Origin of the sequence: Labrenzia sp. PHM005, from assembly GCF_006517275.1 — a bacterium.
Taxonomy (GTDB): Bacteria; Pseudomonadota; Alphaproteobacteria; order Rhizobiales; family Stappiaceae; genus Roseibium.
Map to the genome: position 1 here is coordinate 3465283 of NZ_CP041191.1, position 22201 is coordinate 3487483.

15 protein-coding genes are annotated in these 22201 nt (G+C 54.2%); 8 read left to right on the forward strand and 7 right to left on the reverse strand.

All coding sequences use genetic code 11. The features are described from left to right. Positions 1 to 169 precede the first annotated feature (169 nt). Genes FJ695_RS15745 through FJ695_RS15755 form a run of 3 tightly spaced genes read left to right on the forward strand, consistent with a single transcriptional unit; the run spans position 170 to position 4948 of the window. Complete coding sequence (locus FJ695_RS15745; protein WP_141186332.1) at positions 170 to 2104, forward strand: PrkA family serine protein kinase; 1935 nt, start codon at positions 170 to 172, stop codon at positions 2102 to 2104. A 23-nt stretch (positions 2105 to 2127) separates the two neighbouring features. Then, a complete protein-coding gene (locus FJ695_RS15750) occupies positions 2128 to 3450 on the forward strand; it encodes a YeaH/YhbH family protein (protein WP_141186333.1) in 1323 nt (440 codons plus the stop codon). Next, positions 3443 to 4948, forward strand: coding sequence for a SpoVR family protein (locus FJ695_RS15755; protein WP_141186334.1), 1506 nt, complete (start codon positions 3443 to 3445; stop codon positions 4946 to 4948). Before FJ695_RS15750 ends, FJ695_RS15755 begins: the two co-directional genes overlap by 8 nt. A 230-nt stretch (positions 4949 to 5178) precedes the next feature. Here the strand turns inward: FJ695_RS15755 and FJ695_RS15760 are convergent, their stop codons facing one another. Together FJ695_RS15760 and FJ695_RS15765 are read right to left on the reverse strand one after the other, a co-directional pair. After that, on the reverse strand, positions 5179 to 5949 hold the full coding sequence (locus tag FJ695_RS15760) for an ABC transporter substrate-binding protein (RefSeq protein ID WP_168206383.1): 771 nt from the start codon (positions 5947 to 5949) through the stop codon (positions 5179 to 5181). A gap of 624 nt (positions 5950 to 6573) precedes the next feature. Further along, on the reverse strand, positions 6574 to 10242 hold the full coding sequence (locus FJ695_RS15765; protein WP_141186336.1) for a vitamin B12-dependent ribonucleotide reductase: 3669 nt from the start codon (positions 10240 to 10242) through the stop codon (positions 6574 to 6576). A gap of 644 nt (positions 10243 to 10886) precedes the next feature. Between FJ695_RS15765 and FJ695_RS15770 the strand changes: the two genes are divergently transcribed. From FJ695_RS15770 to FJ695_RS15780, 3 genes are all read left to right on the forward strand, one after another. Continuing rightward, positions 10887 to 11570 (forward strand): PleD family two-component system response regulator, encoded by a 684-nt coding sequence (locus FJ695_RS15770; RefSeq protein WP_141186337.1) that lies wholly within the window; start codon positions 10887 to 10889, stop codon positions 11568 to 11570. A 243-nt stretch (positions 11571 to 11813) separates the two neighbouring features. Further along, entirely contained in the window at positions 11814 to 12200 is a 387-nt protein-coding gene (locus tag FJ695_RS15775; protein ID WP_141186338.1) for an NADH:ubiquinone oxidoreductase subunit NDUFA12, read from the forward strand. Between the two features lie 168 nt (positions 12201 to 12368). Continuing rightward, positions 12369 to 14054, forward strand: a complete 1686-nt coding sequence (locus tag FJ695_RS15780) for a hypothetical protein (RefSeq protein ID WP_141186339.1) — start codon at positions 12369 to 12371, stop codon at positions 14052 to 14054. A 29-nt stretch (positions 14055 to 14083) separates the two neighbouring features. Here the strand turns inward: FJ695_RS15780 and aat are convergent, their stop codons facing one another. Continuing rightward, on the reverse strand, positions 14084 to 14767 hold the full coding sequence (aat, locus tag FJ695_RS15785; protein ID WP_141186340.1) for a leucyl/phenylalanyl-tRNA--protein transferase: 684 nt from the start codon (positions 14765 to 14767) through the stop codon (positions 14084 to 14086). 299 nt (positions 14768 to 15066) lie between these two features. Here aat and FJ695_RS15790 point away from each other — a divergent pair, with 299 nt between their 5' ends. Further along, positions 15067 to 16317 (forward strand): hypothetical protein, encoded by a 1251-nt coding sequence (locus tag FJ695_RS15790; RefSeq protein WP_141186341.1) that lies wholly within the window; start codon positions 15067 to 15069, stop codon positions 16315 to 16317. Positions 16318 to 16360: 43 nt separating this feature from the next. On the opposite strand, the gene accC is transcribed toward FJ695_RS15790, so the two are convergent. The 4 genes from accC to FJ695_RS15810 form a co-directional block, all read right to left on the reverse strand. Beyond that, complete coding sequence (gene accC, locus FJ695_RS15795) at positions 16361 to 17707, reverse strand: acetyl-CoA carboxylase biotin carboxylase subunit (RefSeq protein ID WP_141186342.1); 1347 nt, start codon at positions 17705 to 17707, stop codon at positions 16361 to 16363. Positions 17708 to 17722: 15 nt separating this feature from the next. Continuing rightward, complete coding sequence (gene accB / locus FJ695_RS15800; RefSeq protein WP_141186343.1) at positions 17723 to 18208, reverse strand: acetyl-CoA carboxylase biotin carboxyl carrier protein; 486 nt, start codon at positions 18206 to 18208, stop codon at positions 17723 to 17725. A 290-nt stretch (positions 18209 to 18498) separates the two neighbouring features. Then, a complete protein-coding gene (locus FJ695_RS15805; RefSeq protein WP_141186344.1) occupies positions 18499 to 19275 on the reverse strand; it encodes a DsbA family protein in 777 nt (258 codons plus the stop codon). A gap of 56 nt (positions 19276 to 19331) precedes the next feature. After that, the gene (locus FJ695_RS15810) at positions 19332 to 20717 is read right to left on the reverse strand and encodes a M48 family metalloprotease (protein ID WP_168206384.1); all 1386 of its coding nucleotides are present in this window, start codon (positions 20715 to 20717) and stop codon (positions 19332 to 19334) included. Between the two features lie 292 nt (positions 20718 to 21009). On the opposite strand from FJ695_RS15810, the gene FJ695_RS15815 reads away from it, so the two are divergent. Next, positions 21010 to 22170, forward strand: a complete 1161-nt coding sequence (locus FJ695_RS15815; RefSeq protein WP_141186346.1) for a pyridoxal phosphate-dependent aminotransferase — start codon at positions 21010 to 21012, stop codon at positions 22168 to 22170. The last annotated feature ends 31 nt before the right edge of the window (positions 22171 to 22201 follow it).

Genomic DNA, 22201 nt, shown 5'->3' on the forward strand with positions numbered 1-22201 from the left:
ATCCTATTTGAGATGGCAAAGGCTGCTGGCCCAGCCGGGAAATCAGAACAAATCATTTTGAGTCGATTTGAGCGGTGAAACGCCAGCTTTTTCATTGCCTTCGAGAGTAGAAGCCCCATCTACAATAGAGGGGGTGACGCTATCAAATCGCCTGAAATGGAAGCCGAAAATGGAGATTTATACACGTTTCGCTGAAGACTATAGAAACAAGAGCCTGGAAGAACTGACGATCCAGGACTACCTGCTTGGGTGCAGGGACAATGCTCTGATGCGCGCAACCGCAGCTGAACGAATGATGGCTGCGATTGGTGAGCCGGAAATCGTCGATACCAGCCAGGACCAGCTCCTTGGCCGGATCTTCATGAACCGGACGATCAAACGCTATAAACCCTTTGAAAAACTCTATGGCATGGAAGCGACGATCGAACGGATCGTCGGCTACTTCCGTCATGCCAGCCAAGGCCTGGAAGAACGCAAGCAGGTCCTTTATCTGCTCGGCCCCGTCGGCGGCGGAAAGTCCAGCATCGCTGAAATCCTGAAAAAGCTGATGGAACAAGAACCCATCTATGCTTTGAAGGCCGGAGATCAGATCAGTCCGGTTTTTGAATCCCCTTTAGGACTGTTTGATCCAGACCAGATGGGCGATCTGCTTTCGGACAAATACAATATTCCTCGACGGCTTCTGAAAGGCCTAATTTCGCCATGGGCGGCGAAGCGGCTGCAGGAATTCGATGGCGATATCTCAAAATTTTCGATCGTTAAACTCTATCCCTCTCGTCTACATCAGATAGGTGTCACCAAGACCGAGCCAGGGGATGAGAACAATCAGGATGTCTCGGCGCTTGTCGGCAAGCTGGATATCCGGAAACTTGAGGAATTCAGCCAAAACGATCCGGACGCCTACAGCTACTCAGGTGCGCTCAATCGGACGACACAGGGGCTGATGGAATTTGTCGAGATGTTCAAGGCGCCAATCAAGGTGCTCCATCCATTGCTGACAGCGACCCAAGAAGGGTCCTATGTCGGCACGGAAAACATTGGTGCGTTGCCATTCCAGGGCCTGGTTCTGGCGCATTCAAACGAATCTGAATGGCATCAATTCAAAAACAATAAAAACAACGAGGCGTTCCTTGACCGGATCAGTGTGGTCAAGGTGCCGTATTGCCTCCGCGCAACGGCCGAGGCCCAGATCTACGACAAGCTTTTGCATGAAAGTGCGTTGGCCGAAGCGCCCTGTGCGCCGGAAACTCTGCCGCTGCTTGCAAGGTTCAGTGTTTTAACCCGGCTTCACGAGCACGAGAATTCGACTCTTTATTCTAAGCTCCGGGTCTACGACGGCGAAATGCTGAAAGATGCTGACCCCAAAGCCAAGTCGATGCAGGAATACCGCGATGCTGCCGGTGTCGACGAGGGCATGAACGGGATTTCTACTCGGTTCGCTTTCAAGGTTCTATCCGAAACGTTCAACCACGATACGGAAGAAATCTCGGCTGATCCTGTCCATCTCATGTATGTGCTGGAACAGGCGGTCCGGCGCGAGCAGTTCGATCATGAAACCGAGAGCAAATACCTTGATTTTCTGAAGACCGAACTTGCAACGCATTACGCGGACTTCATCGGCAATGAAATCCAGAAAGCTTATCTGGAATCCTACACAGACTATGGTCAGAACCTGTTTGACCGCTACATCGCCTATGCCGATGCCTGGATTGAGGAGCAAGATTACAAAGATCCTGATACCGGCCAGATTTTTGACCGCGAAATCCTGGAAAAGGAACTGGAAAAAATCGAAAAACCGGCCGGTGTTGCCAATCCAAAAGACTTCCGCAATGAGGTCGTCAAATTTGTCTTGAGGGCCCGGGCGGAGAACCAGGGCCGGAATCCGGACTGGCGGCGCTATGAGAAGCTGCGGCAGGTGATCGAAAAACGGATGTTCGGCAAGGTCGAGGAACTGCTTCCGGTGATCAGCTTTGGTGCCAAACGCGACAAGAAGACGGATGCCAAGCACCACGAATTTGTCGAGCGCATGACCAGCCATGGGTACACAAAACGCCAGGTTCGGCGGCTTGTGGAATGGTACATGCGTGTCAACAAAGCCGGATAACCCGGCTGGAGGCCGTCTGAAGCATGACGCATTTTATCGACCGCCGGCTGAACCCGAAAGACAAGAGCCTCAGCAACCGCCGCAGGTTTTTGAAGCGGGTGCGATCGCAGATCAAAAAAGCGGTTAAAGACGCCGTCAGAGAGCGTGGCATTGCCGATGTCGACCGTGGCAAGAACGTTAGCGTGCCCACGGACGGCATTTCCGAGCCGAGCTTCCGCAATGGGACAGGCACCGGGCGCCATGAGCGCATTTATACCGGCAACAAAACGTTCCAATCCGGAGACCGGATCAAGAAGCCGCCGAGCGGCGACGGCGGCGCTGGCGGCAAACAGGGCTCGGCGGACGGGGAAGGGGAAGATGAGTTTCTCTTTGCCCTGTCGCGGGAGGAATTCCTCGATTTCTTCTTCGATGACTTGGAACTGCCCGATCTGATCAAACACAGTTTGAAGGAGATCACAAAAACCAAGCCGCAACGTGCGGGGTTCTCGGTTTCCGGATCCCCGGCCAATATCAACATCGGCCGGACGATGCGTAATGCGTATGGCCGCAGGATCGGACTTAAGCGCCCGAAAACGAAGGACCTGAAAGCGCTTGAGGAAAAGATCGCGGTTCTTGAAGATGTCGCTGTTCCGACAGAGAAACAGCAGTCCGAGCTGGCAGACTTGCACGCGCAACACGCCAAGGCTGTGCGCCGGCGGCGGCTGATCTCCTACATCGATCCTTTGGACGTGCGCTACAACTACTTCGTCCAGCAGCCGCAACCCAACACCAATGCGGTCATGTTCTGCCTAATGGACGTCTCAGCATCGATGGGCGAGCGGGAGAAGGATCTCGCGAAGCGGTTCTTCATGCTGCTGCACCTGTTCTTGAACAAGCGCTACGACAAAACAGAGATTGTTTTTATCCGTCATACGCACGATGCGTCTGAAGTTGACGAAGAAACCTTCTTCTATTCTCGACAGACCGGCGGAACCGTTGTCAGTACGGCCTTGGTCAAAATGCAAGAAGTTATAGCCGACCGGTATCCGCCGTCGGAGTGGAACATCTATGCAGCTCAGGCATCTGACGGCGAAAACTACAGCGGTGACTCGTTGAAATGCGCCAAGCTCCTCAGCGAAGACATCATGCACATGTGCCAGTACTTTGCTTATGTTGAAATCGTTGAAGAAAACGAAGCCCAGCTGATCCGCAGCGAACTTAGCGGCATGGAACTTTGGGATTCCTATCGCCTTGTGGCGCAAAGCTGGCCGAATTTCGCCCAAAAACGTGTCGCGACAGCCACGGACATCTATCCGGTGTTCCGCGAGTTGTTTGCACGGGATGATGCGGGGAAACAGCATGGCTAAGCGGTCACCAAAGTCTAAGAGCCAGCCTCTGTTTACCGAGGTTGATTGGGACTTCGACACTTTGAACCGGACCTATGACGCTCTTGAGGACGTCGCTTTGAAGGATCTGGAGCTGGACTTTTATCCAAACCAGATCGAAATCATCTCATCCGAACAGATGCTGGATGCCTATTCCTCCATCGGCATGCCGCTGATGTATCACCACTGGTCTTTCGGCAAACACTTTGTCGGGCATCAGCATCTTTACCGCAAAGGCGCGCGCGGCCTCGCTTATGAGATCGTGATCAATTCCAATCCTTGTATCAGCTATTGCCTGGAAGAAAACACCATGGCCTTGCAGGCCTTGGTGATGGCTCATGCAGCCTTTGGCCACAATCATTTCTTCAAGAACAATCATTTATTCGAACAATGGACGGATGCCGAAGGAATTCTCGACTACCTGGAATATGCCCGCAAATTCATCGCCGACTGTGAAGAAAGTCACGGAATTGAAGACGTTGAACTCATTTTGGATGCGGCGCATGCGCTGATGTCCTTTGGCGTGTTCCGGCATCGCCGGCCGCGCCAGCTCTCGTTGAAGGAGGCGGAAGAACAACGTCTTGAGCGGCTCAAGGCCTCCGAGCAGAACGTTTATTATCTTTGGAACACAATCCCGGACCAGGACACGGATCAGCAAGGCGATGCGGCCCTTGCCAAACGCAAACAGAATATGCAGCTGCCGGAAGAAAACATTTTGTATTTCCTGGAGCAGTACAGCCCGGTATTAAGATCCTGGCAGCGGGAAATTCTTCGGATCGTCCGCAATGTGGCGCAGTACTTCTATCCGCAGAAACAGACCAAAATCATGAATGAGGGGTGTGCTTGTTTCGTACATTACCACATCCTCAACACGCTCTATGAACAGGGCCGGATTACAGACGGTGCGATGCTGGAAATCCTGCACAGTCACACCAATGTCGTCACCCAGCCGGAGTTTGATGATCCGCGCTATTCCTGGATCAATCCGTATGCCCTTGGGTTCGCGATGATGCAGGACATCAAACGGATCTGTACCGAGCCGAAGGATGAAGACCGGGAGTGGTTTCCTGATATTGCCGGCAGTGGCGACTGGCGTGGTGTTCTGAAACACGCTTGGGCCAATTACCGGGATGAAAGTTTTATCCAACAGTTCCTGTCGCCGACCGTCATGCGCCACTTCCGCATGTTTGCGCTCGCCGATGAGGCCAAAAACTCGTTTTGCACCGTCACCGGCATTCACGACACCCAAGGCTACCGCCACTTAAGGGATGTGCTGGCGCTCAATCACGACATGTCATTCCTGGAACCGGACATTCAGATTGTCGATGCCGACCTTTTGGGCGACCGCTGCCTGCATTTGCAAGCGGTCAAACGCAATGGCGTCGAGCTCGATCCAGCCAGCAAAAACAAGACCATCAATCACATCGAACGTCTTTGGGGCTACAAGGTTGAGCTGAAAGAGGTCGAGAATACCGTTTGAGGTGATCGCCCGGTAAGCCGCCGCCATGGCAAAACAAATTCTGCCCGAACGTCCCCAGTAAGCGGGGTTATTAGCGGGAATCTGGTTTAGCGTTGTTACCAGGGGAAACCGGTCTGGGGTGTCCCGGCGAGAACCTTGTCAGCGGCCTGAGGCCGAGCCGCAGATGTTGTCTGAAACTGTCTTAAGGCTCTAGAAGGCTGCTCCAAATGATGTGCGGACCAAACAATAGTCTAGTTAACTTCGCGAGTGGATTTTTCGAACTGTTTTTCCTGATCCCTTAAAACAAGTAAGTCATCAAGAGCTGTCTGGAACCGTTCAACGACCCAATTGGGCGTGTCGATGTTAAATGCGAAGTTCAAACTAACGGTATTTGCAAGAAACACCGGCTCATATTCGGAAGGATTTACGCCTACTTCGTTTGCAAGCCGTTCAAAATTCTTCCATTGGATTGGTATGAAATCAATCCGGTCAGCTGCCAGCATTCTGACATTGAAGAGACCTTGAGTGTTAAAGGTGATGTTTGCGTCTGGAATGCCATGTCGCTTGGCAAAGGCAGCGCTTGCACCATCAATCACAACACCGACCTTGTATTGATGGAGGTCTTCAGACTGTTCAATTTTGAAGTTCCTCTCCTTTTTGCCGATAAAATAAGAGTCAAACTCAACGATTGGCCCCACCCACTTAAAAAGCTTCTCCCTTTCGAGCGTGCGGCCGGTCGAGAAAAGCACGGTGTTCGGTCTGGTTTGAGATTCTCTGAAGGCCCGGGCCCAAGGGAGAACCACGATATCTTTGCGCCCCTGCTTTGATCCGACTTTCTTCAATATATTCAGCAAAAGATCGACTGTTTGCCCCTTTACAGTACCGTCTTCGACATAGTGGTAGGGCTTCCAGTCCTCTGTCAGAAGATTGAGTTTTGGGAAAGCGGTGTCCGTCTGAGCGGTCTCCAGACCAAAAATCTGAGAGGCGACCGTAATTAAGCAGACGACTACGATTGTTTTCAATCGTCTGATCAGTTCGGTCTTAAATCCACTTCGGGAATTCTGATCGGATATATTCAAAGTCCCACCAACAGCGTTTAGGAAGCATCAACTCGTACGCAAGTATAAAAATACTGCGTTCGGGTTTAAGAAGTAAATAATATCTGCGTCATCGTAGTTTTTTGACTTAAGGAAAATTATAGGGTTGTAGGCCAGTTTTGGTGTATATTTAAATTATGTTACTTAGGGTAAGTATATCACTGCTCATTGATAGAATTACTAGTAGGGCTTAAAGAAAATTCACTAGGCGTCTCTCATCGTGATTTGAGCGTCGCAATTTATCTTTAGAGAGGGCATGGCAAATCGGAAGCGCCTACCTGTTGTTTCGGCGTCTGCTGATTAGCTGAAATTCACACCAGTTTCAGGACCAGCTGTTTTCTATGTCCAGAGACAGGACCAACCGACAAGGCCTAGATCGCCTCGTCTAAATGAGTTGGTGTGCGTTGTGTTTCTCCATCTGGATGCAGTTCATAACACCTGGAACGAAAAAAACCGCCCATCGTTTCCGATGGGCGGGTTTGTTATTGGGTGCCGGGAGGCGCGCTGTGACCGGGGGAAACCAGTCTGGGCGACCTCCCGGCGAGAGCCTTAGGAGCAGCCGGAGGTGGAACCGCAGGTGTCGCATTTCAGGCAGGTGCCGTTGCGCACCATGGTGAAATTGCCGCATTCGGCGCAACTTTCGCCTTCATAGCCTTTCATGCGGGCTTGGGCGATTTGCTGAGCGGGCGTGCTGACTTGCGGAGCAGGGGCAACTTCAACAGCAACAGCTGCTTCGCTGCCGCGGGCAAAGGCTGTCGCAACAGCCGACGTTTGAGCTGCCGGAGAGCCGCCAAGTTCAGCGGTTACAGTCTGGGTGATCTCTCCGGACGGTTCGTCCGACACCAGGCGGAAGCGCTCTGTCTGGCCACGGACCAAGCCGTGGGACACCATGCCCGTGTCCTTCTTGTCCTTCATGGTGCCAGCAGACACTTTGTCACCGCTGAAGACTTCCGGCGGAACGTGCGCAAGTTCGTGACGGCCGAGGTAGGAGACCGCGAGCTCCCGGAACACATAGTCGAGGATCGATGTTGCGTTCTTGATCGCGTCGTTGCCTTGGACCATGCCAGCCGGCTCGAACTTGGTGAAGGTGAAAGCGTCGACATATTCTTCCAGCGGCACACCGTACTGGAGGCCAAGGGAGACGGAGATGGCGAAGTTGTTGATGAAGGCACGCAGCGCCGACCCTTCCTTGTTCATGTCGAGGAAGATCTCGCCAAGGCGGCCGTCATCATATTCACCAGTGCGCAAGAACACAGTGTGCCCGCCGATCTTGGCCTTCTGGGTGTAACCCTTACGGCGTGTCGGCAGTTTTTCCTGTTCACGCACAACCCGTTCGACGATCCGCTCGACAATGCGCTCGGCCACAACCTCGGCCTTGGCGGCCTGCGGCAGGGCTGCCACTTCTTCGGCTGCATCTTCCGCATCATCGTCATCATCGGCGAGAAGCTGGGAGTTCAGAGGCTGGCTGAGCTTGGAGCCGTCGCGATAGAGCGCGTTGGCCTTCAGCGCCAGCTTCCAGGAGAGCATGTAAGCTTCTTTACAGTCCTCAACGGTCGCATCGTTCGGCATGTTGATCGTCTTGGAGATCGCGCCTGAGATGAACGGCTGGGCTGCGGCCATCATGCGGATGTGGCTTTCGACGCTCAAGAAGCGCTTGCCGATACGGCCGCAGGGGTTGGCGCAGTCAAACACCGGATAATGCTCTTCCTTGAGGAAAGGCGCGCCTTCCAGAGTCATGGCACCGCAGACGTGGGTGTTGGCCGCTTCAATATCCGATTTGCTGAAGCCGAGGTGGCCGAGAAGATCAAACTCACCGTCTTCCAGCTGTTCGTCGGAAACGCCGAGAGCTGTCATCTGCTCGTCGCCAAGCGTCCAGCGGTTGAAGACGAACTTGATGTCGAAGGCCGACTTCATGCCGTCCTTCAGCTTGGTCAGGCTCTCGTCGGTGAAGCCCTTTGTCTTCAGCGCTGACGGATTGATACCCGGTGCCTGATCGATGGAACCATGGCCAACCGCATAGGCTTCGATCTCGGCGATCTCGCTTTCCTTGTAGCCCAGCTTGGCAAGCGCTTCAGGAACCGCGCGGTTGATGATCTTGAAGTAACCGCCGCCGGCAAGCTTCTTGAACTTAACAAGAGCAAAGTCCGGCTCAATGCCTGTGGTGTCACAGTCCATGACGAGGCCGATTGTACCGGTCGGCGCAATGACGGTGGACTGGGCGTTGCGGTAGCCGTTCTTTTCTCCGAGTTCGAGCGCCCGGTCCCAGGCTTTCTTGGCGCGGTCGATCAGGATCGGTTCCGGGCAAGAGGCATGGTCAAGCGGTACCGGGTTGGTGTTCAGCCCTTCATAGCCGCCTGTTTCGCCGTGAGCGGCCAGCCGGTGGTTGCGGATGACGCGCAGCATATGCTTGGCGTTTTTCTTATACCCAGGGAAAGAGCCGAGTTCGCCAGCCATCTCTGCAGAGGTTGCATAAGACACACCGGTCATGACAGCGGTGATCGCACCGCAGATCGCGCGGCCTTCGTCGCTGTCATATGAAATGCCGGAGGTCATCAGCAGACCGCCGATATTGGCGTAGCCAAGGCCAAGGGTGCGGAACTTGTAGGAAAGTTCTGCAATTTCCTTGGACGGGAACTGCGCCATCAAGACCGAGATTTCCAAAACGATGGTCCACAGGCGTGTGGCGTGTTCGAAGTTGTCGATGGCAAAGGATGCATCTTCATTGCGGAACTGCATCAGGTTCAAGGACGCCAGGTTACAGGCGGTGTCGTCCAGGAACATGTACTCCGAGCACGGGTTGGAGGCGCGGATTTCGCCGTCAGCAAGGCACGTGTGCCAGTCGTTGATGGTTGTGTGGTACTGCAGGCCCGGATCGGCAGAGGCCCAAGCGGCGTAACCAATCTGTTCCCAAAGCTCTTTGGCTTTGACGGTTTTCAAGACGGTGTTGGTCTTGCGGCCAGTCAGGTCCCACTCGCTGTCTTCAACAACTGCGTTCAGGAAGCCGTCGGTGACGCGCACAGAGTTGTTGGAGTTTTGGCCTGCAACGGTCAAGTAAGCTTCAGAATCCCAGTCCGTGTTGTAGGTTGGGAATTCGATCTTGGTGAAGCCTTGCTTGGCGAACTGGATGACGCGCTGGATGTAGTTCTCCGGCACCATCATCTTTTTGGCAGCGCGGATTTCACGCTTCAGGGCCGGGTTCTTGGACGGCTCGAAGCAATCGCCGTTGTCTGCCTCGCAGTTGACACAAGCGCGCATGATCGCGGAGAGGTGCTTCTGACAGATCTTGGAGCCGGTGACGAGGGCCGCCACTTTCTGCTCTTCCTTGACCTTCCAGTTGATGTATTCCTCGATATCCGGATGGTCGGCATCAACCACAACCATTTTGGCCGCACGGCGAGTGGTGCCGCCGGACTTGATCGCGCCGGCTGCCCGGTCGCCGATCTTCAGGAAGCTCATCAGGCCGGAAGACTTACCGCCGCCGGAGAGTTTTTCGCCTTCAGCACGGACATGAGAGAAGTTGGATCCGGTTCCGGAGCCATATTTGAACAGGCGGGCTTCGCGGACCCACAGATCCATGATGCCGCCGTCGTTGACGAGATCATCGCCAACAGACTGAATGAAGCAGGCGTGCGGCTGCGGATGCTCGTAGGCGGTCTTGGACTTGGTCAGCTTGCCAGTCTGGAAATCGACATAATAGTGACCCTGGCTCGGGCCATCGATGCCATAGGCCCAGTGCAGGCCGGTGTTGAACCATTGCGGGGAGTTCGGCGCGACTTTCTGGGTTGCGAGCATGTAGCGCAGCTCGTCGTAAAAGGCGTGGGCGTCGGCCTCGGTGTCGAAGTAGCCGCCTTTCCAGCCCCAGTAGGTCCAGGTGCCGGCCAGGCGATCGAACACCTGACGGCCGTCGATTTCCGATCCGTAACGCTCGTCTTCCGGGAGTTTGGCGAGGGCTTTTTCATCGGCTTCCTGGCGCCACAGCCAGGACGGTACGGTGTTTTCTTCCACCGGCTTCAATTTGGCGGGAACGCCGGCCTTGCGGAAATATTTTTGGGCCAGGATGTCGGAAGCGACCTGAGAGAATTGCGCCGGAACCTGAATGTCCTCCAGGCGGAAAACAATCGATCCATCCGGATTGCGGATTTCACTGGTTGCTGTCCGGAAGTCTATGCTGGCGTAAGGCGATTGGCCTTCCTTGGTATAGCGCCGCTCGATCCGCATTTTCTCAAGTCCCCTTTAATTCCCCGACCGGTTCGCCCCGAACCGTTCAATGTGTCCACCTGGTCATTCTGCGGAGTGTTCCCACTGGCCTCTGCCGCCGAATGTCATGCCTGTATGTCACAGGTGTGAAGTCTGTATCTAGCGTCTCTTTGTTAATGATCCACTACATATAGTGTTCATCAACAGGTTTGTCACGATGCGCACCGAAAAAAGGGCACACAAAAACCCGCTTTCCGGTCTTTGGTAAAGAAGCTCCGGAATCGGTACTCGAATACTGGATTTTGGATGATCGGGAAGCCTGACAGGGCCGCCGACTACGCACATCGCTATGATGTCGAAATTAATGTAAATGCTTTCTTAAGGTCAAGACGCGAATGACAACAGCTAGTGCCTATGTTGAGGGCAAGCGCAAAATCTTGTGTGTCTATGTGGATAGCGGGGAGTGCAATAGAACTGCGGCCGGATGCCGGATGGAGCGGGCGGAAAACAGCGCTAAACGGCTGTCAAACTTGCCCAATAAAGGCTGTGGATGAGAATAGATAGAATTTTATGAAAATTTGAAGAAAATGGCATCGAGCGATTTCAACGCGGTTTAAGGCGGCTCTGCTTTAGTACCCCAGTACTAGGGATAAGGGACCGTCTTAATGAAACATCATGCTGCCTTTGGCTTGGCAATGGATGATATCGACGTTGTTGTTGTTGAAGACAGCAAGCCGATGCAGACGATTCTCAGGTCTACGTTGCTGAGCTTCAAGGTTGCGCGGGTGCGTACATTCGATTCGGTCGATGATGCGCTGGAGGCCAGCCTGGCTGAGCCACCGAATCTGATCATCACCGATTGGCGGATGGCTCCCACGACAGGGTACCAGCTGCTGCGGCTTGTGCGCCACAAGCACATGGAGCCCCTGTGTTTTGTTCCGATTCTCTTCATTACAGCCCATGGCACCCGGCCGCTGGTGGATAAAGCGCTTAGGGCAGGGGCTCATCATGTGCTGGTCAAGCCGTTGTCGCCGTCGACTCTCTATAAGCGAATCGAATGGGTTCTGAATGACGACCGCCCGATGGTTCTGGAACATTCCGGCTTCTATAATATCTTCGGCATTCAAAAAATGATGGATGAGCAGGCGGAGAAGATGAAGTCGCTTGCCAACGCCCGGATCAATCATCAGACAGCAGTGAAAAAACGGGCAGAAGTCGAGGATGTCGTGGAAGAAGCATTCGAGAAGAAACCTGCGCCAGTTCCGGCCGCGCCAGGTGGATTTGCCCGCCGGGCGGAAGGGGCCAAAAAACGGCACTCAGCCGCGTCACGCCATATCCGCAACGCCTGATCTTTTAGCTGAACGTCACGGTTCAGACTGTACGGCGGCCTTATGGCCGCCGGTTTGGCGCGTCCGGATCAGCAATTAGGAAGTGATTCTCGATCCACTTCGCATATATGGTTCAATTTCGGGGTCTTGCGGCAATGCGGCACTGGACAGATACTACGCTTGACGCCATAGTCCGCCGAAATTCAGGCGGTCCTCGCTGCCGCCAAATCCTGCGATCTAAGACCAAGGGACCTTATAAGGGCCATGAAAAAGCTTCTGCTTGAACTCTTCACCTGGTGGAACGGCTATACGATGGGCACGCGCTTCTTCACATGGCGGAAGGGCGAGTTTGTCGGCGAAGACGAATTCGGCAACAAGTACTATAAGGAACGTGACGGCAAGAAGCGTTGGGTTATTTATAATGGCCTCGCTGAAGCGTCGACTATCCCTCCGGGCTGGCATGGTTGGATGCATCACCGGGTCGACACGGCGCCGACGGACGAGACGTACCATGCCAAGAGCTGGCAGAAACCGCATCATGCCAATCGCACTGGTACGCAGGACGCCTACCGTCCGCAAGGGTCCATCTTGACCCCGGAAAAACGTCCGGATGTCACTGGCGACTATGAAGCCTGGACACCAGGCCAGTAAGCAGCCCTTACAATTCTGAGCTTTGAAAGGTCCGCAATCGCGGGCCTTTTTTATTTTGGGCTGCGAGCCCAAAAAACGCGAATGACGCTGTCGTTGCGAGGTGATTTCTCACAAACTTGTGTGCTGTGCGTCCTACCGGCATCCCTAGAGATGGCAAGGACCGTTTGCATGATTACCAATTACAAGCGCGTACCCGACCCGCAAGCCGGACAGCAACAGGTGGACGCCAATTTCAAGATCTTGCGGGACAAGCTTAAAGCCGGCCTTGAAGACGCGGCCGCCTTGTCTGAAGACCGGGCCTATGCGCAGAACCTGACGGCGCTTCTTGGAAAGCCTTGCCCGCGCATGATGGTGGTGCCCGAGCTGGCAACCGAGATAAAAACCATTGGGTTTGGCTTCAAGAAGGACGACGACCCTGCAAAAGTCTACCCGCTCCGTGCGATGGTGGCCAAGGGAGCCCAAAATACAGAATTCAAGATCGGATTGGAAACCAAAAGCAGTGATGTCGTCTTTGGCGCGACGTTGCTCGATTTGACCGAACTGATCGAGATAACGGAACTGCGAACCTATTACTGCACCATGCGCAAATCAGAGGGCAAGAAGCAGGACGAATACGGGGTGCGTCTGGTTGCGTTATTGTTTATTGGCCGGAACCAGCAAAATGAAGTGACCTATGTCTATGAGGCTTCATCATCGGGACCTTTGTCAATCACATCCCTCAACCAGGCGGCCACCGGTCAAGATCCTTCCGCGATCATCACAGCGATAGAAACGGCGGTCGGGCAATACAACGACAACACCCGGCACAAGGACTATTACATCTTCTGGTCAATCAATGACTCCGGCTTGCAATTGGGCCCGACAGACGGAAACGGCAACAAGGTCATCAATATCCGGTATTCAAGTTTTCTCGGATCGAGCCGGACTTACATAGGCAATTTCAGCCTGATATCCGCTGTGGACATCAAAGCCACTGTTTCGTCGATGTTTGAAAACCTGGAGACCCTCAATTTTCAGATCCCGTTCAAGAAGAACCCTTCCGGTTTGGCTATGACCTGTACATTTGGTCACGGTGAATCCAAGAAAAACGGGTCAATTGACATCTTTCAAAAATCAACGTCCAGCACCTTCAGCATTCCGCAGGTCGGAATTGGCAAAATTTTCACTGTCGGTTCAATTTATTCGCGGACCAGCGCACAGACGATCACAAAACAAAGAGAAGCGTCTGTCACAATCGACCAGACAGACAGTGTGCAGCTCACCGTTCCGGTGGATTGTTACGTCTCAAACAGCTTTCCCGCGACGCCCTTGGACAACACGGCGGCGGTCGTCCAGTTTTCATATTTCACCGGGAATTACGGCATGCAGCTGGTCTGCCGGATGCAAGGCGGTCAGGCTGTCAGCACCACGAACATTCTGAGGAGGCAGGGGACCATTCTTGTCGAAATGCCTCAAACCCAAGGAAATCCGACAGTCTCGGTGGCGGGATTGGGAGTGATTTCAAATGGTGTTTACCCGGGTGGCGGCGATCAGACAGTGTTCCAGAACGTTGACCTTCCCTTTCGTGTCGCCAAGCGTACTGGGGCCCTTTTCACAATAAAACAGGAGAGCCAAGGGGGGAGCTGCGAGTGTGAGTATTCCTACAATATGGACGATGAGGCGATTACGAGCACCTTACCAAATGTCAATAATATGCAGGCGACAAGCCAGTACTACAACAGTACGGACTACGCGACTGCATCGAACTATTCCATCAGCATCCCGATGAACATTCCTGCGATTGTTTTTGACATGCAGGGGCAGCAGGCGGTCGTGGACTTGAACTTGACCACAGCGGTGATCGGTTTTGTCTAGGCGGAATGAACGCATTCGCCTATTAGCATTTACGAAGCTGTTTGCTGACTATTCAGAACGTTCAACACGTCTTGCCCATTTGCACGTTGAGATAGAGCATAAAAATCGGTCTCTTTCTGCAAGGCATCGCTCAGCAGGGTGTTGTAGGCGTCCCGGGCAACTTCAACGGTTCCGAACTTGCTGAGATGGTCGGTCACAAACTGGGTATCCAGAAGCGTGTATCCACCGGCTATCAACCGGGCGACCAGATGCGCCAGGCACACCTTGGAGGCATCCGTTTTGAAGGTGAACATGCTTTCACCAAAAAAGGCGCCGTTCAAGCTGACACCATAAAGGCCGCCGACGAGTACTCCGTCTTGCCAGGCCTCAACAGTGTGGCAATAGCCCATCTCGAACAATTCGCCGTAGAGGCGCCGGATCTCCTTGTTGATCCAAGTTTTGCGGCGTCCGGGCATCGGCTCTGAGCATCCGTTGATCACACCTTGAAAATCTGTGCTGATCCGGATTTCAAAAACATCGCTGCGAATGGTGCGTTTTAAGCGGCGCGGAATGTGAACTGTATCAAGAGGCAGGATGCCCCGGCGTTCTGGTTCCAGCCAGAATAGACCCGGATCCTCGGCGGATTCAGCCATGGGAAACAACCCGCAGGCATAGGCCTTTAAAAGGACCTGCGGCGTTATCTCCAAGATGAAATCGTCCTTGTATCCTGCCATCGAATGTCTGTTATCCGTTGTACCAATTCTGAGTGTGACACTGGACCGGTTTACACTGCGTTAGGCTAAGCCGCTGTCTTTTACGTATTACCAGCCGGCAGGTCCAATCTCTTCAGTCTAAATGTTCCTGAAAATCTGCAAAAGGAAAACACCGATATTCAAGTCTTCAACCGACGAATTGGGGCTTGTCTCTTCCGCCCATGCATGAAGGCTGCGTAACCCATCACATTTGTCTGCCTCAGCCGTCTTTCAAGACAAACCCGGGGCAAATCGCCCCATATTAAAGAAAGGCTGGCCGGATGCGCGTGACCATCAAGTCTACCGACCAACAATTTCAAGCCATAAGTGACCAGCTGCAAACCAACCTCTCGGTCCGGCTGCAAAATGCGGGGGATGTCGGCAATCCCGAGCCTTACGATTTGTTGAGCAGTCCGGGCTGCGCAGAATTGCTTGCGCTGGATTCTTATCCGCAGGATTTCACAGTGCTTGGATTTGCCTTTAAGGATTCGAAAGATCCGGCCGGTCAATACCCCTTGCGCCGGATCCTGGCGTGTACGGAAAGCAACGCCTGTATTTCCGCTGGATGTGATCTTAGTGCAGGGGATGTCGGACAACAGGTGGCTGTGGACCTCACCGCCATGTCGCAGATCGCGAAGATCACGACCTATTACTGCCAGACGGCGAGTATCGATTCAAAAGACACTAAACGTTATGGCAAGCGGCTGGTCGCTTTTGTCATTTCTTATCTACCTGCGATCCAAGGAAATCCGCAAACAGACCAGTTGGTTGCGGCCCCTGTTGGGCTGTTCGAAACAGCCAAGAACAACGTCACGCAACAACTTCCATTGTTGGACAGCATCAAGCGGGAAGTTGACCTGTACAATCAGCGAAATGCGAACAGCTATCAGATCTTCTCCCAAGTCAATGATACCGGATTGAAGCTTCTGGTGACGGCCGGCCAGGACACCATCCGCCGGACTATCGTCAATCTTGCCTATAATCAGTTCACCGGCAAAAGCCGAACTTACATCAATAATGTGTCGATCATTTCCGCGATCCCGAAAACCGCAGAGGTTGCCAATCTATTTCAGGGACTGAAGGAAATCCGGTTTGATATACCGTTTGTGAAGAACCCGCTGACCTTTGATACAAACTTGAGCCTCGAGAGGTCGGCATCCGATACGGCCGGTAGTGTGACGATCTACCAGAACTCATCGATGCACAGCTTCAAGATCCCATCTTACAAAATCGCTGGCGTTGTCGATATCGGCAGCATGTATTCCTACAGCCGCGGAACCACAACTACGGATCAAAAACAGTCGAGTGAAACGGAAGGATATAAGAATACGATCGGCTTCACGGTCCCGGCCAATTCGTATGTCGTACGCGGCTATCCGCAGACGCAGAAATATGACGTCGCCACCGTCATAGGGCTGATCTACACCGACAACGGTGATCCAAAATTCGAAATCTCCGTGCCGAGCGGAACACCGTGTGTCGTCGCTACCAACGACAACGCATTGGCGGCAGCGATCTTGGGGTTTATCTGACTTTATTCAAGACCAAAGAAAAAGGGGCGTTGCCGCCCCTTTGTCATTTCGATTTGTCCGCCAGGTATTTCTCCAGCCAGTGAATGTCGTACTGGCCGTTGGCGATATCCTGGTTTTCAACCAGATTGCGGAACAGCGGAATGGTCGACTTGATTTCGTCGACGACAAACTCGTCGAGGCACCGGCGCAGGCGCATCATGCATTCGACGCGGTTGCGGCCGTGTACGATCAACTTGCCGATCAGGCTGTCGTAATAGGGCGGGATTTTGTAACCCTGATAAACGCCTGAATCGACGCGCACGCCCAGACCGCCCGGCGGGTGGTAATAGGTAATCGTGCCCGGTGACGGTGCGAAGGTGACCGGGTCTTCCGCGTTGATGCGGCACTCGATCGCATGACCGTCAAAGGAAATGTCATCCTGGCTCATGTCCAGGGTGCCACCAGCCGCAATCCGGATCTGTTCATTGACAAGGTCGATGCCAGTGATCATTTCCGTGACCGGGTGTTCCACCTGCAGGCGGGTGTTCATTTCGATGAAATAGAACTCGCCGTTTTCGTAGAGGAACTCAACCGTACCGACGCCGCGGTATTTCAGCTTGCGCATGGCATTGGCAACGATTTCGCCAATCTCAGCGCGCTGTTCCGGGTTGAGGCACGGGGAAGGGGCTTCTTCCAGAACTTTCTGGTGTCGGCGTTGCAAGGAACAGTCGCGCTCACCCAAGTGAACTGCATTGCCTTGACCGTCCCCCAGAACCTGGATCTCGATGTGCCGCGGCTTGCCGAGATATTTTTCCATGTAGAGGGCATCGTCGCCGAATGCGGCTTTTGCCTCGGAGCGGGCCGTAGACAGGGCCGTATCGAGATCGGCCTCGGTCAGCGCAACTTTCATGCCGCGGCCGCCGCCGCCACTTGCTGCTTTCACCAGAACCGGGAAGCCGATTTCCCGCGCAATCGCATGGGCATCGTCAGCCGCTGTCACTTCGCCATCAGATCCTGGAACCACCGGAATTCCGAGGTCCTTGGCGGTTTGTTTCGCCTGGATCTTGTCGCCCATGATCTTGATGTGATCGGAGGTTGGGCCAATGAAGACAATGTCATGAGCTTCCAGGATTTCCGCAAACCGCGCGTTTTCGGACAGGAAGCCGTAGCCCGGATGAACCGCATCCGCGCCGGTGATTTCACAGGCGGCGAGAAGCTGCGGAATGTTCAGATAGCTGTCGCGTGCGGCCGGAGGACCGATACAGACGCTTTCATCAGCCAGGCGAACATGCATGGCGTCGGCGTCCGCGGTGGAATGAACTGCGACCGTGGAAATGCCAAGCTCTTTACAAGCACGCAAGATGCGCAGGGCAATTTCGCCGCGGTTCGCGATAAGGATTTTGGAGAACATGGCCGGAACGGCTCCTTATTCGACGATAATGAGCGGTTCGCCGAATTCCACCGGCTGGGCGTCTTCCACGAGGATCTGCTTGACCGTGCCAGCTTTGGTCGCCGGGATATGGTTCATCGTTTTCATGGCTTCAATGATCAGGATCGACTGGCCTTCTGCGACTTTGTCGCCAACCTGGATGAACGGGGCTGCGCCCGGTTCTGCCGCCAGATAGGCAGTTCCAACCATCGGTGAGGTGATGGTGCCCGGATGGCTGGACGCGTCGGCGGCCGGGGCGGGAGCTGCGGTTGCAGCCGGTGCAGCAGCTGCAACTGGGGCAACCGGTGCTGGCGCTGCTGCGGGAGCTGCAACACTGACTGGGGCTGTAAACGAAATCTCACGGGCGACCCGGATACGGGTCTCGCCCTGTTCCAGTTCGATTTCGGTCAGATTGGTCTCATCAAGCAAAACGGCCAAATCGCGGATCAGCGCCGTGTCGAAACTCTTGTTATCTTTATTCATGTCTTCTGGCTCTCGTACTCGGGCCGCAAGAAGCGTTCGCTTGCAGGAAACTGATTGGCGATCTGTTCCAAGTCGCAATTTTGGCCGCGCCAACCCCAAAAGGTCAGTACGGCCAGATATTAGCTAAGCAGCAACACGCTTATTGCTCCGCCGAACTGTAAAGCGGATCTAGATACTTTGTCTGATTTCCCTACGAAACCGGACCAAGCTTCTTATAGGCATTCAAAGGGGTCAGGAAAACCCCTGAAACCGCGTCAAAACTAAAGATTTCCGGTTTCAAAGCCGCTTGATTAACAGGTTGTTTGACCACAATTCTTTAAGTCGGTCAGTTTTGCGCTGAGTTGGTCGTAGCCAACAGCTCCCATGATGACTTCCTCGCCAACGACATAGGATGGTGTTCCAGTCAGTCCAAGGCGGTTGGCGAGCGTGTAGACCTCTTCGATTGTCTGGCCTGCCACATCAGTGCTCATAGCCTCCAAAAGTGCTTCTTCGGAAATACCGGCGTTGGTTGCTGCCTCTAGGGCGCTGGCCCGGTTGGCCTGGCCGCGGCGCATCATCAGGGCTTCATGGAAGGCGCCATATTTGTCCGGAGCGACCTCATTCACCGCTACAGCCACCTGAGCAGCTTCAACGGACGGCTGTCCCAATACCGGGAATTCCTTCAATACCACGCGTAGGTCTGGATTTTCTTCCATCAGGCGGACCATGTCACCATAGGCCCGTTTGCAGTAGCCGCAGTTATAATCGAAGAATTCGACCAATGTGACCGATCCGGTCGGGTTCCCTAGAACAACCTGACGTGTGGAGTTGTAGAGAATATCGGAGCTGCTGGTCAGGACTTCCCGGCGGGCGGCTTCTTCTGCTGCCTTTTCACGTCTGTCCAGCTCTGCGAGAGCTTCTGTAATGATCTCCGGATTCTTCAGAAGGTAGTCGCGAACGATATTCTCGATTTCGCCACGATCAATGTCCTGGGCAACCACTGGCGTGCTCAAAATGGAAAAGAGCAGGGCCACCAACGCAGCACATTGTGCCAATGGTAGGCGCCAGAATGTCGAATTACGGTTCATGTGTTGCTCCTGAAACTGCGGCGTCCAAGGCGGCAGCAGTTATTGGGTCCAAAAAATCAGCGCCTTCTTTGACCAGGCACGCTAGGTGGTTTGTAGGCGACAATATCATCAGCTTGAAGCCAAGCGGCTGAACCTCGCTTCAAACTTTTTTGAGCACGTGCGGCGTAGCGTTTTGCAGCACCAAAGTCGCCGCGCACCATCAAGCCTTTTGCGGTTGCAAGATCAGCTTCGGCGCGCTCGCCCTGACGGCCATGGGCAATCGCCAGCTGAGCGTATGCTACACCCGAGTTCGGGTCGCGCTGGATGGCTTTCTTCAAAACCTTTTCTGCCTCGGGCAGATAGGACGGATTGTTGGCACCGACAAGCGCATATCCAAGCCACACCATGAATTGAGTTTCATTCGGTTTGATGGCAAGCGCCTTGCGGAAGGAGGGAATTGCTCCTTTGGGATCACCACCCTCAAGCAGGGCCTGTCCCTTTAATTCATGGAAATAGGCATTGGTTGGATGCTGGCGGATCAGCGGATCGATTTCCTTGACGGCTGCTTTTCCGCGCGCCTGCATGGCGGCGATGGCCCGGGCGTATTGAGCTGGCGGGCTTTTGTCCTTGCGCGGGTATTTTCTAAGAGTGGCCGAGGGATGACTGGTAAAAGCAAAGAGTTTTGCCTTCGCCATTTCATGCCGGTATTGCAGAACATAATCGTCCGGTTTGTCGAAGAATTTTGATTTCTGCGCATCTGCCAGTAGGCCGTTGAAACGGTCTTGTGCCATTGGGTGACTGATCGCGTAAGGGTCTGCGAACCGCTTGGAAAACATCTGTTGTTCGGCCATCCGCTGGAAGTTTTTCAACAACCCGCGTGCGCTTTGCCCTGTCTTGTCCAGGTAACGAAGGGCTGCCCGGTCGGCAGCTGCTTCTTCTCCGCGCTGATAGGCCAAGAATGATCGCTGTCCGAGCGACCCAGCGCTGGCGACAGCCGCAGCGCCTCCGCTAGTTGCCGACCCGGAACCAGCAGCAGCGCCCGCTGCAGCTGCGCCGGCGCCCAGGATCATGCCGATAACGGACATGATTTGTGCATTGGCTGCTGCTGCGCGCAAACGGACCAGATGGCGACCGGCAATATGGCCGGATTCGTGCGCAATCACTCCGATGACTTCGCCAGGTGTCTCGGCTTCCATGATCACGCCAATGTTGATGAACATGCGCCGCGAATCGGGAACAAACGCGTTGAAACTCTTATCGTTCACCAAAATGATGGATGGTTCGGAATTGCCCAGGCCAGCTACCCTGAAAATCGGTTTGGCATAGTCCCGCATAAGAGATTCGATTTCCGCATCACGGACAAGTGGAAGCTTTCTTTGTGCAAAGGCGGGCGTAAGTGTAACCGGAAGCGCCATAGCACCGACACAGGCAAGCGCAACCGCCCTGCGAGCAGCTCTGCGCATGGCTGTCTTGACGGGGACTGTTGGACGGGTAAGCCAGGCGAAACCAGTCCGAAAACCTTTAATAACTTGGGTCAACAAGAGCATTCCGAAGCATTGAAACCTATTTGTGGCGAAGGTATGGGGGCTGACACCACCGGTCAAGGAACGCTGGTATCAAACCCGATAAAAAGCTGGCGAAATGGTTTTAGAAGACCAGTTGATTGCGCCAGGCCTTGCGTATTGGCGCACCTGCATTTAGGGGCAGGGGACAGATCCATGTCCGATCCACTTTTCGAATTTAAAGGACCAGCCCATGGCCCGTGGCCGTTTCCAGCCGTCGAACCGCAGTAATGTCGCGCCGTTCATAGCCATGGACGTGTTAGCAGAGGCGGCCCAGCTGGAAGCCGCCGGGCGCAGAATCATCCATATGGAAGTTGGCCAGCCGTCTGCACCGGCTCCGAAACCGGCGCTTGTTGCTGCCGCCGAAGCGCTCCAACACGGCAAACTCGGATACACCGAAGCCCTAGGCATCAAGCCGCTGCGGGATGCCTTGTCGGCCCACTACCGCAAAACCTATGGTGTCGATGTGCCGGCCAGCCGGATCATGGCAACGACTGGATCTTCTGCTGGATTTAACCTGACTTTTCTTGCCGCCTTCGATCCAGGTGATCGGATTGTGCTGACGGCGCCAGGGTATCCTGCCTACCGCAACATCTTAAAAGCGCTTGGGCTTGTTCCGGTTGAAGTGGAAGTGGGGGCCGAAACCCGTTGGAGCTTGACACCAGCGCATCTGGAGGCGGCTCAAGCCGATGGACCCGTTAAGGGCGTGTTGGTCGCAAGCCCTGCCAACCCCACTGGTACGATGATGACAGCCGAAGCCCTTGAAGAGCTGATCACCTATTGTGATGATGCCGGGATCTGGTTCATCTCAGATGAGATCTATCATGGTCTCGATTATGCCGGTGAGCAGAAGACCGCACTAGAGACCTCGCAAAACGCGATCATCATCAACAGTTTCTCCAAATACTACTGCATGACCGGGTGGCGGATTGGCTGGATGGTGTTGCCGGAACAACTGGTCCGTCCAACGGAACGGATCGCGCAAAGCCTTTATATCTCGCCGCCGGAACTGTCCCAAATTGCAGCAGGTGCCGCGCTGAACGCCGTTCAGGAACTGGAGGCGGTTAAGGCCGGATATGCGGCCAACCGGAAGTTGCTCTTGGAAGGGTTGCCACAGATCGGGTTCGACAAGCTTCTACCGGTGGATGGAGCGTTTTATGTTTACGCCGACATCAGCCGGTTCAGCGATGACAGCCTGGCTTTCGCCAAACGCATGCTGCACGAGGCGGGGGTTGCTGCCACGCCGGGCGTGGATTTCGATCCTGTCCATGGCAAGGAGTTTATTCGTTTTTCCTTTGCCGGTGCCCATGACGACATGAAAACCGCGTTGGGGCTCCTGAAAGACTGGATCTGAGCGGAAAAAAGAAAGGCGGCCACTCGGCCGC

Excerpts from the sequence above, each read along its gene's own strand:
- FJ695_RS15745 (WP_141186332.1), top strand. The coding sequence starts at position 170 with ATGGAGATTTATACACGTTTCGCTGAAGACTATAGAAACAAGAGCCTG.
- FJ695_RS15750 (WP_141186333.1), top strand. The coding sequence starts at position 2,128 with ATGACGCATTTTATCGACCGCCGGCTGAACCCGAAAGACAAGAGCCTC.
- FJ695_RS15755 (WP_141186334.1), top strand. The coding sequence starts at position 3,443 with ATGGCTAAGCGGTCACCAAAGTCTAAGAGCCAGCCTCTGTTTACCGAG.
- FJ695_RS15765 (WP_141186336.1), bottom strand. The coding sequence starts at position 10,242 with ATGCGGATCGAGCGGCGCTATACCAAGGAAGGCCAATCGCCTTACGCC.
- FJ695_RS15770 (WP_141186337.1), top strand. The coding sequence starts at position 10,887 with ATGAAACATCATGCTGCCTTTGGCTTGGCAATGGATGATATCGACGTT.
- FJ695_RS15775 (WP_141186338.1), top strand. The coding sequence starts at position 11,814 with ATGAAAAAGCTTCTGCTTGAACTCTTCACCTGGTGGAACGGCTATACG.
- FJ695_RS15780 (WP_141186339.1), top strand. The coding sequence starts at position 12,369 with ATGATTACCAATTACAAGCGCGTACCCGACCCGCAAGCCGGACAGCAA.
- aat (WP_141186340.1), bottom strand. The coding sequence starts at position 14,767 with ATGGCAGGATACAAGGACGATTTCATCTTGGAGATAACGCCGCAGGTC.
- FJ695_RS15790 (WP_141186341.1), top strand. The coding sequence starts at position 15,067 with ATGCGCGTGACCATCAAGTCTACCGACCAACAATTTCAAGCCATAAGT.
- accC (WP_141186342.1), bottom strand. The coding sequence starts at position 17,707 with ATGTTCTCCAAAATCCTTATCGCGAACCGCGGCGAAATTGCCCTGCGC.
- accB (WP_141186343.1), bottom strand. The coding sequence starts at position 18,208 with ATGAATAAAGATAACAAGAGTTTCGACACGGCGCTGATCCGCGATTTG.
- FJ695_RS15805 (WP_141186344.1), bottom strand. The coding sequence starts at position 19,275 with ATGAACCGTAATTCGACATTCTGGCGCCTACCATTGGCACAATGTGCT.
- FJ695_RS15810 (WP_168206384.1), bottom strand. The coding sequence starts at position 20,717 with ATGCGCAGAGCTGCTCGCAGGGCGGTTGCGCTTGCCTGTGTCGGTGCT.
- FJ695_RS15815 (WP_141186346.1), top strand. The coding sequence starts at position 21,010 with ATGGCCCGTGGCCGTTTCCAGCCGTCGAACCGCAGTAATGTCGCGCCG.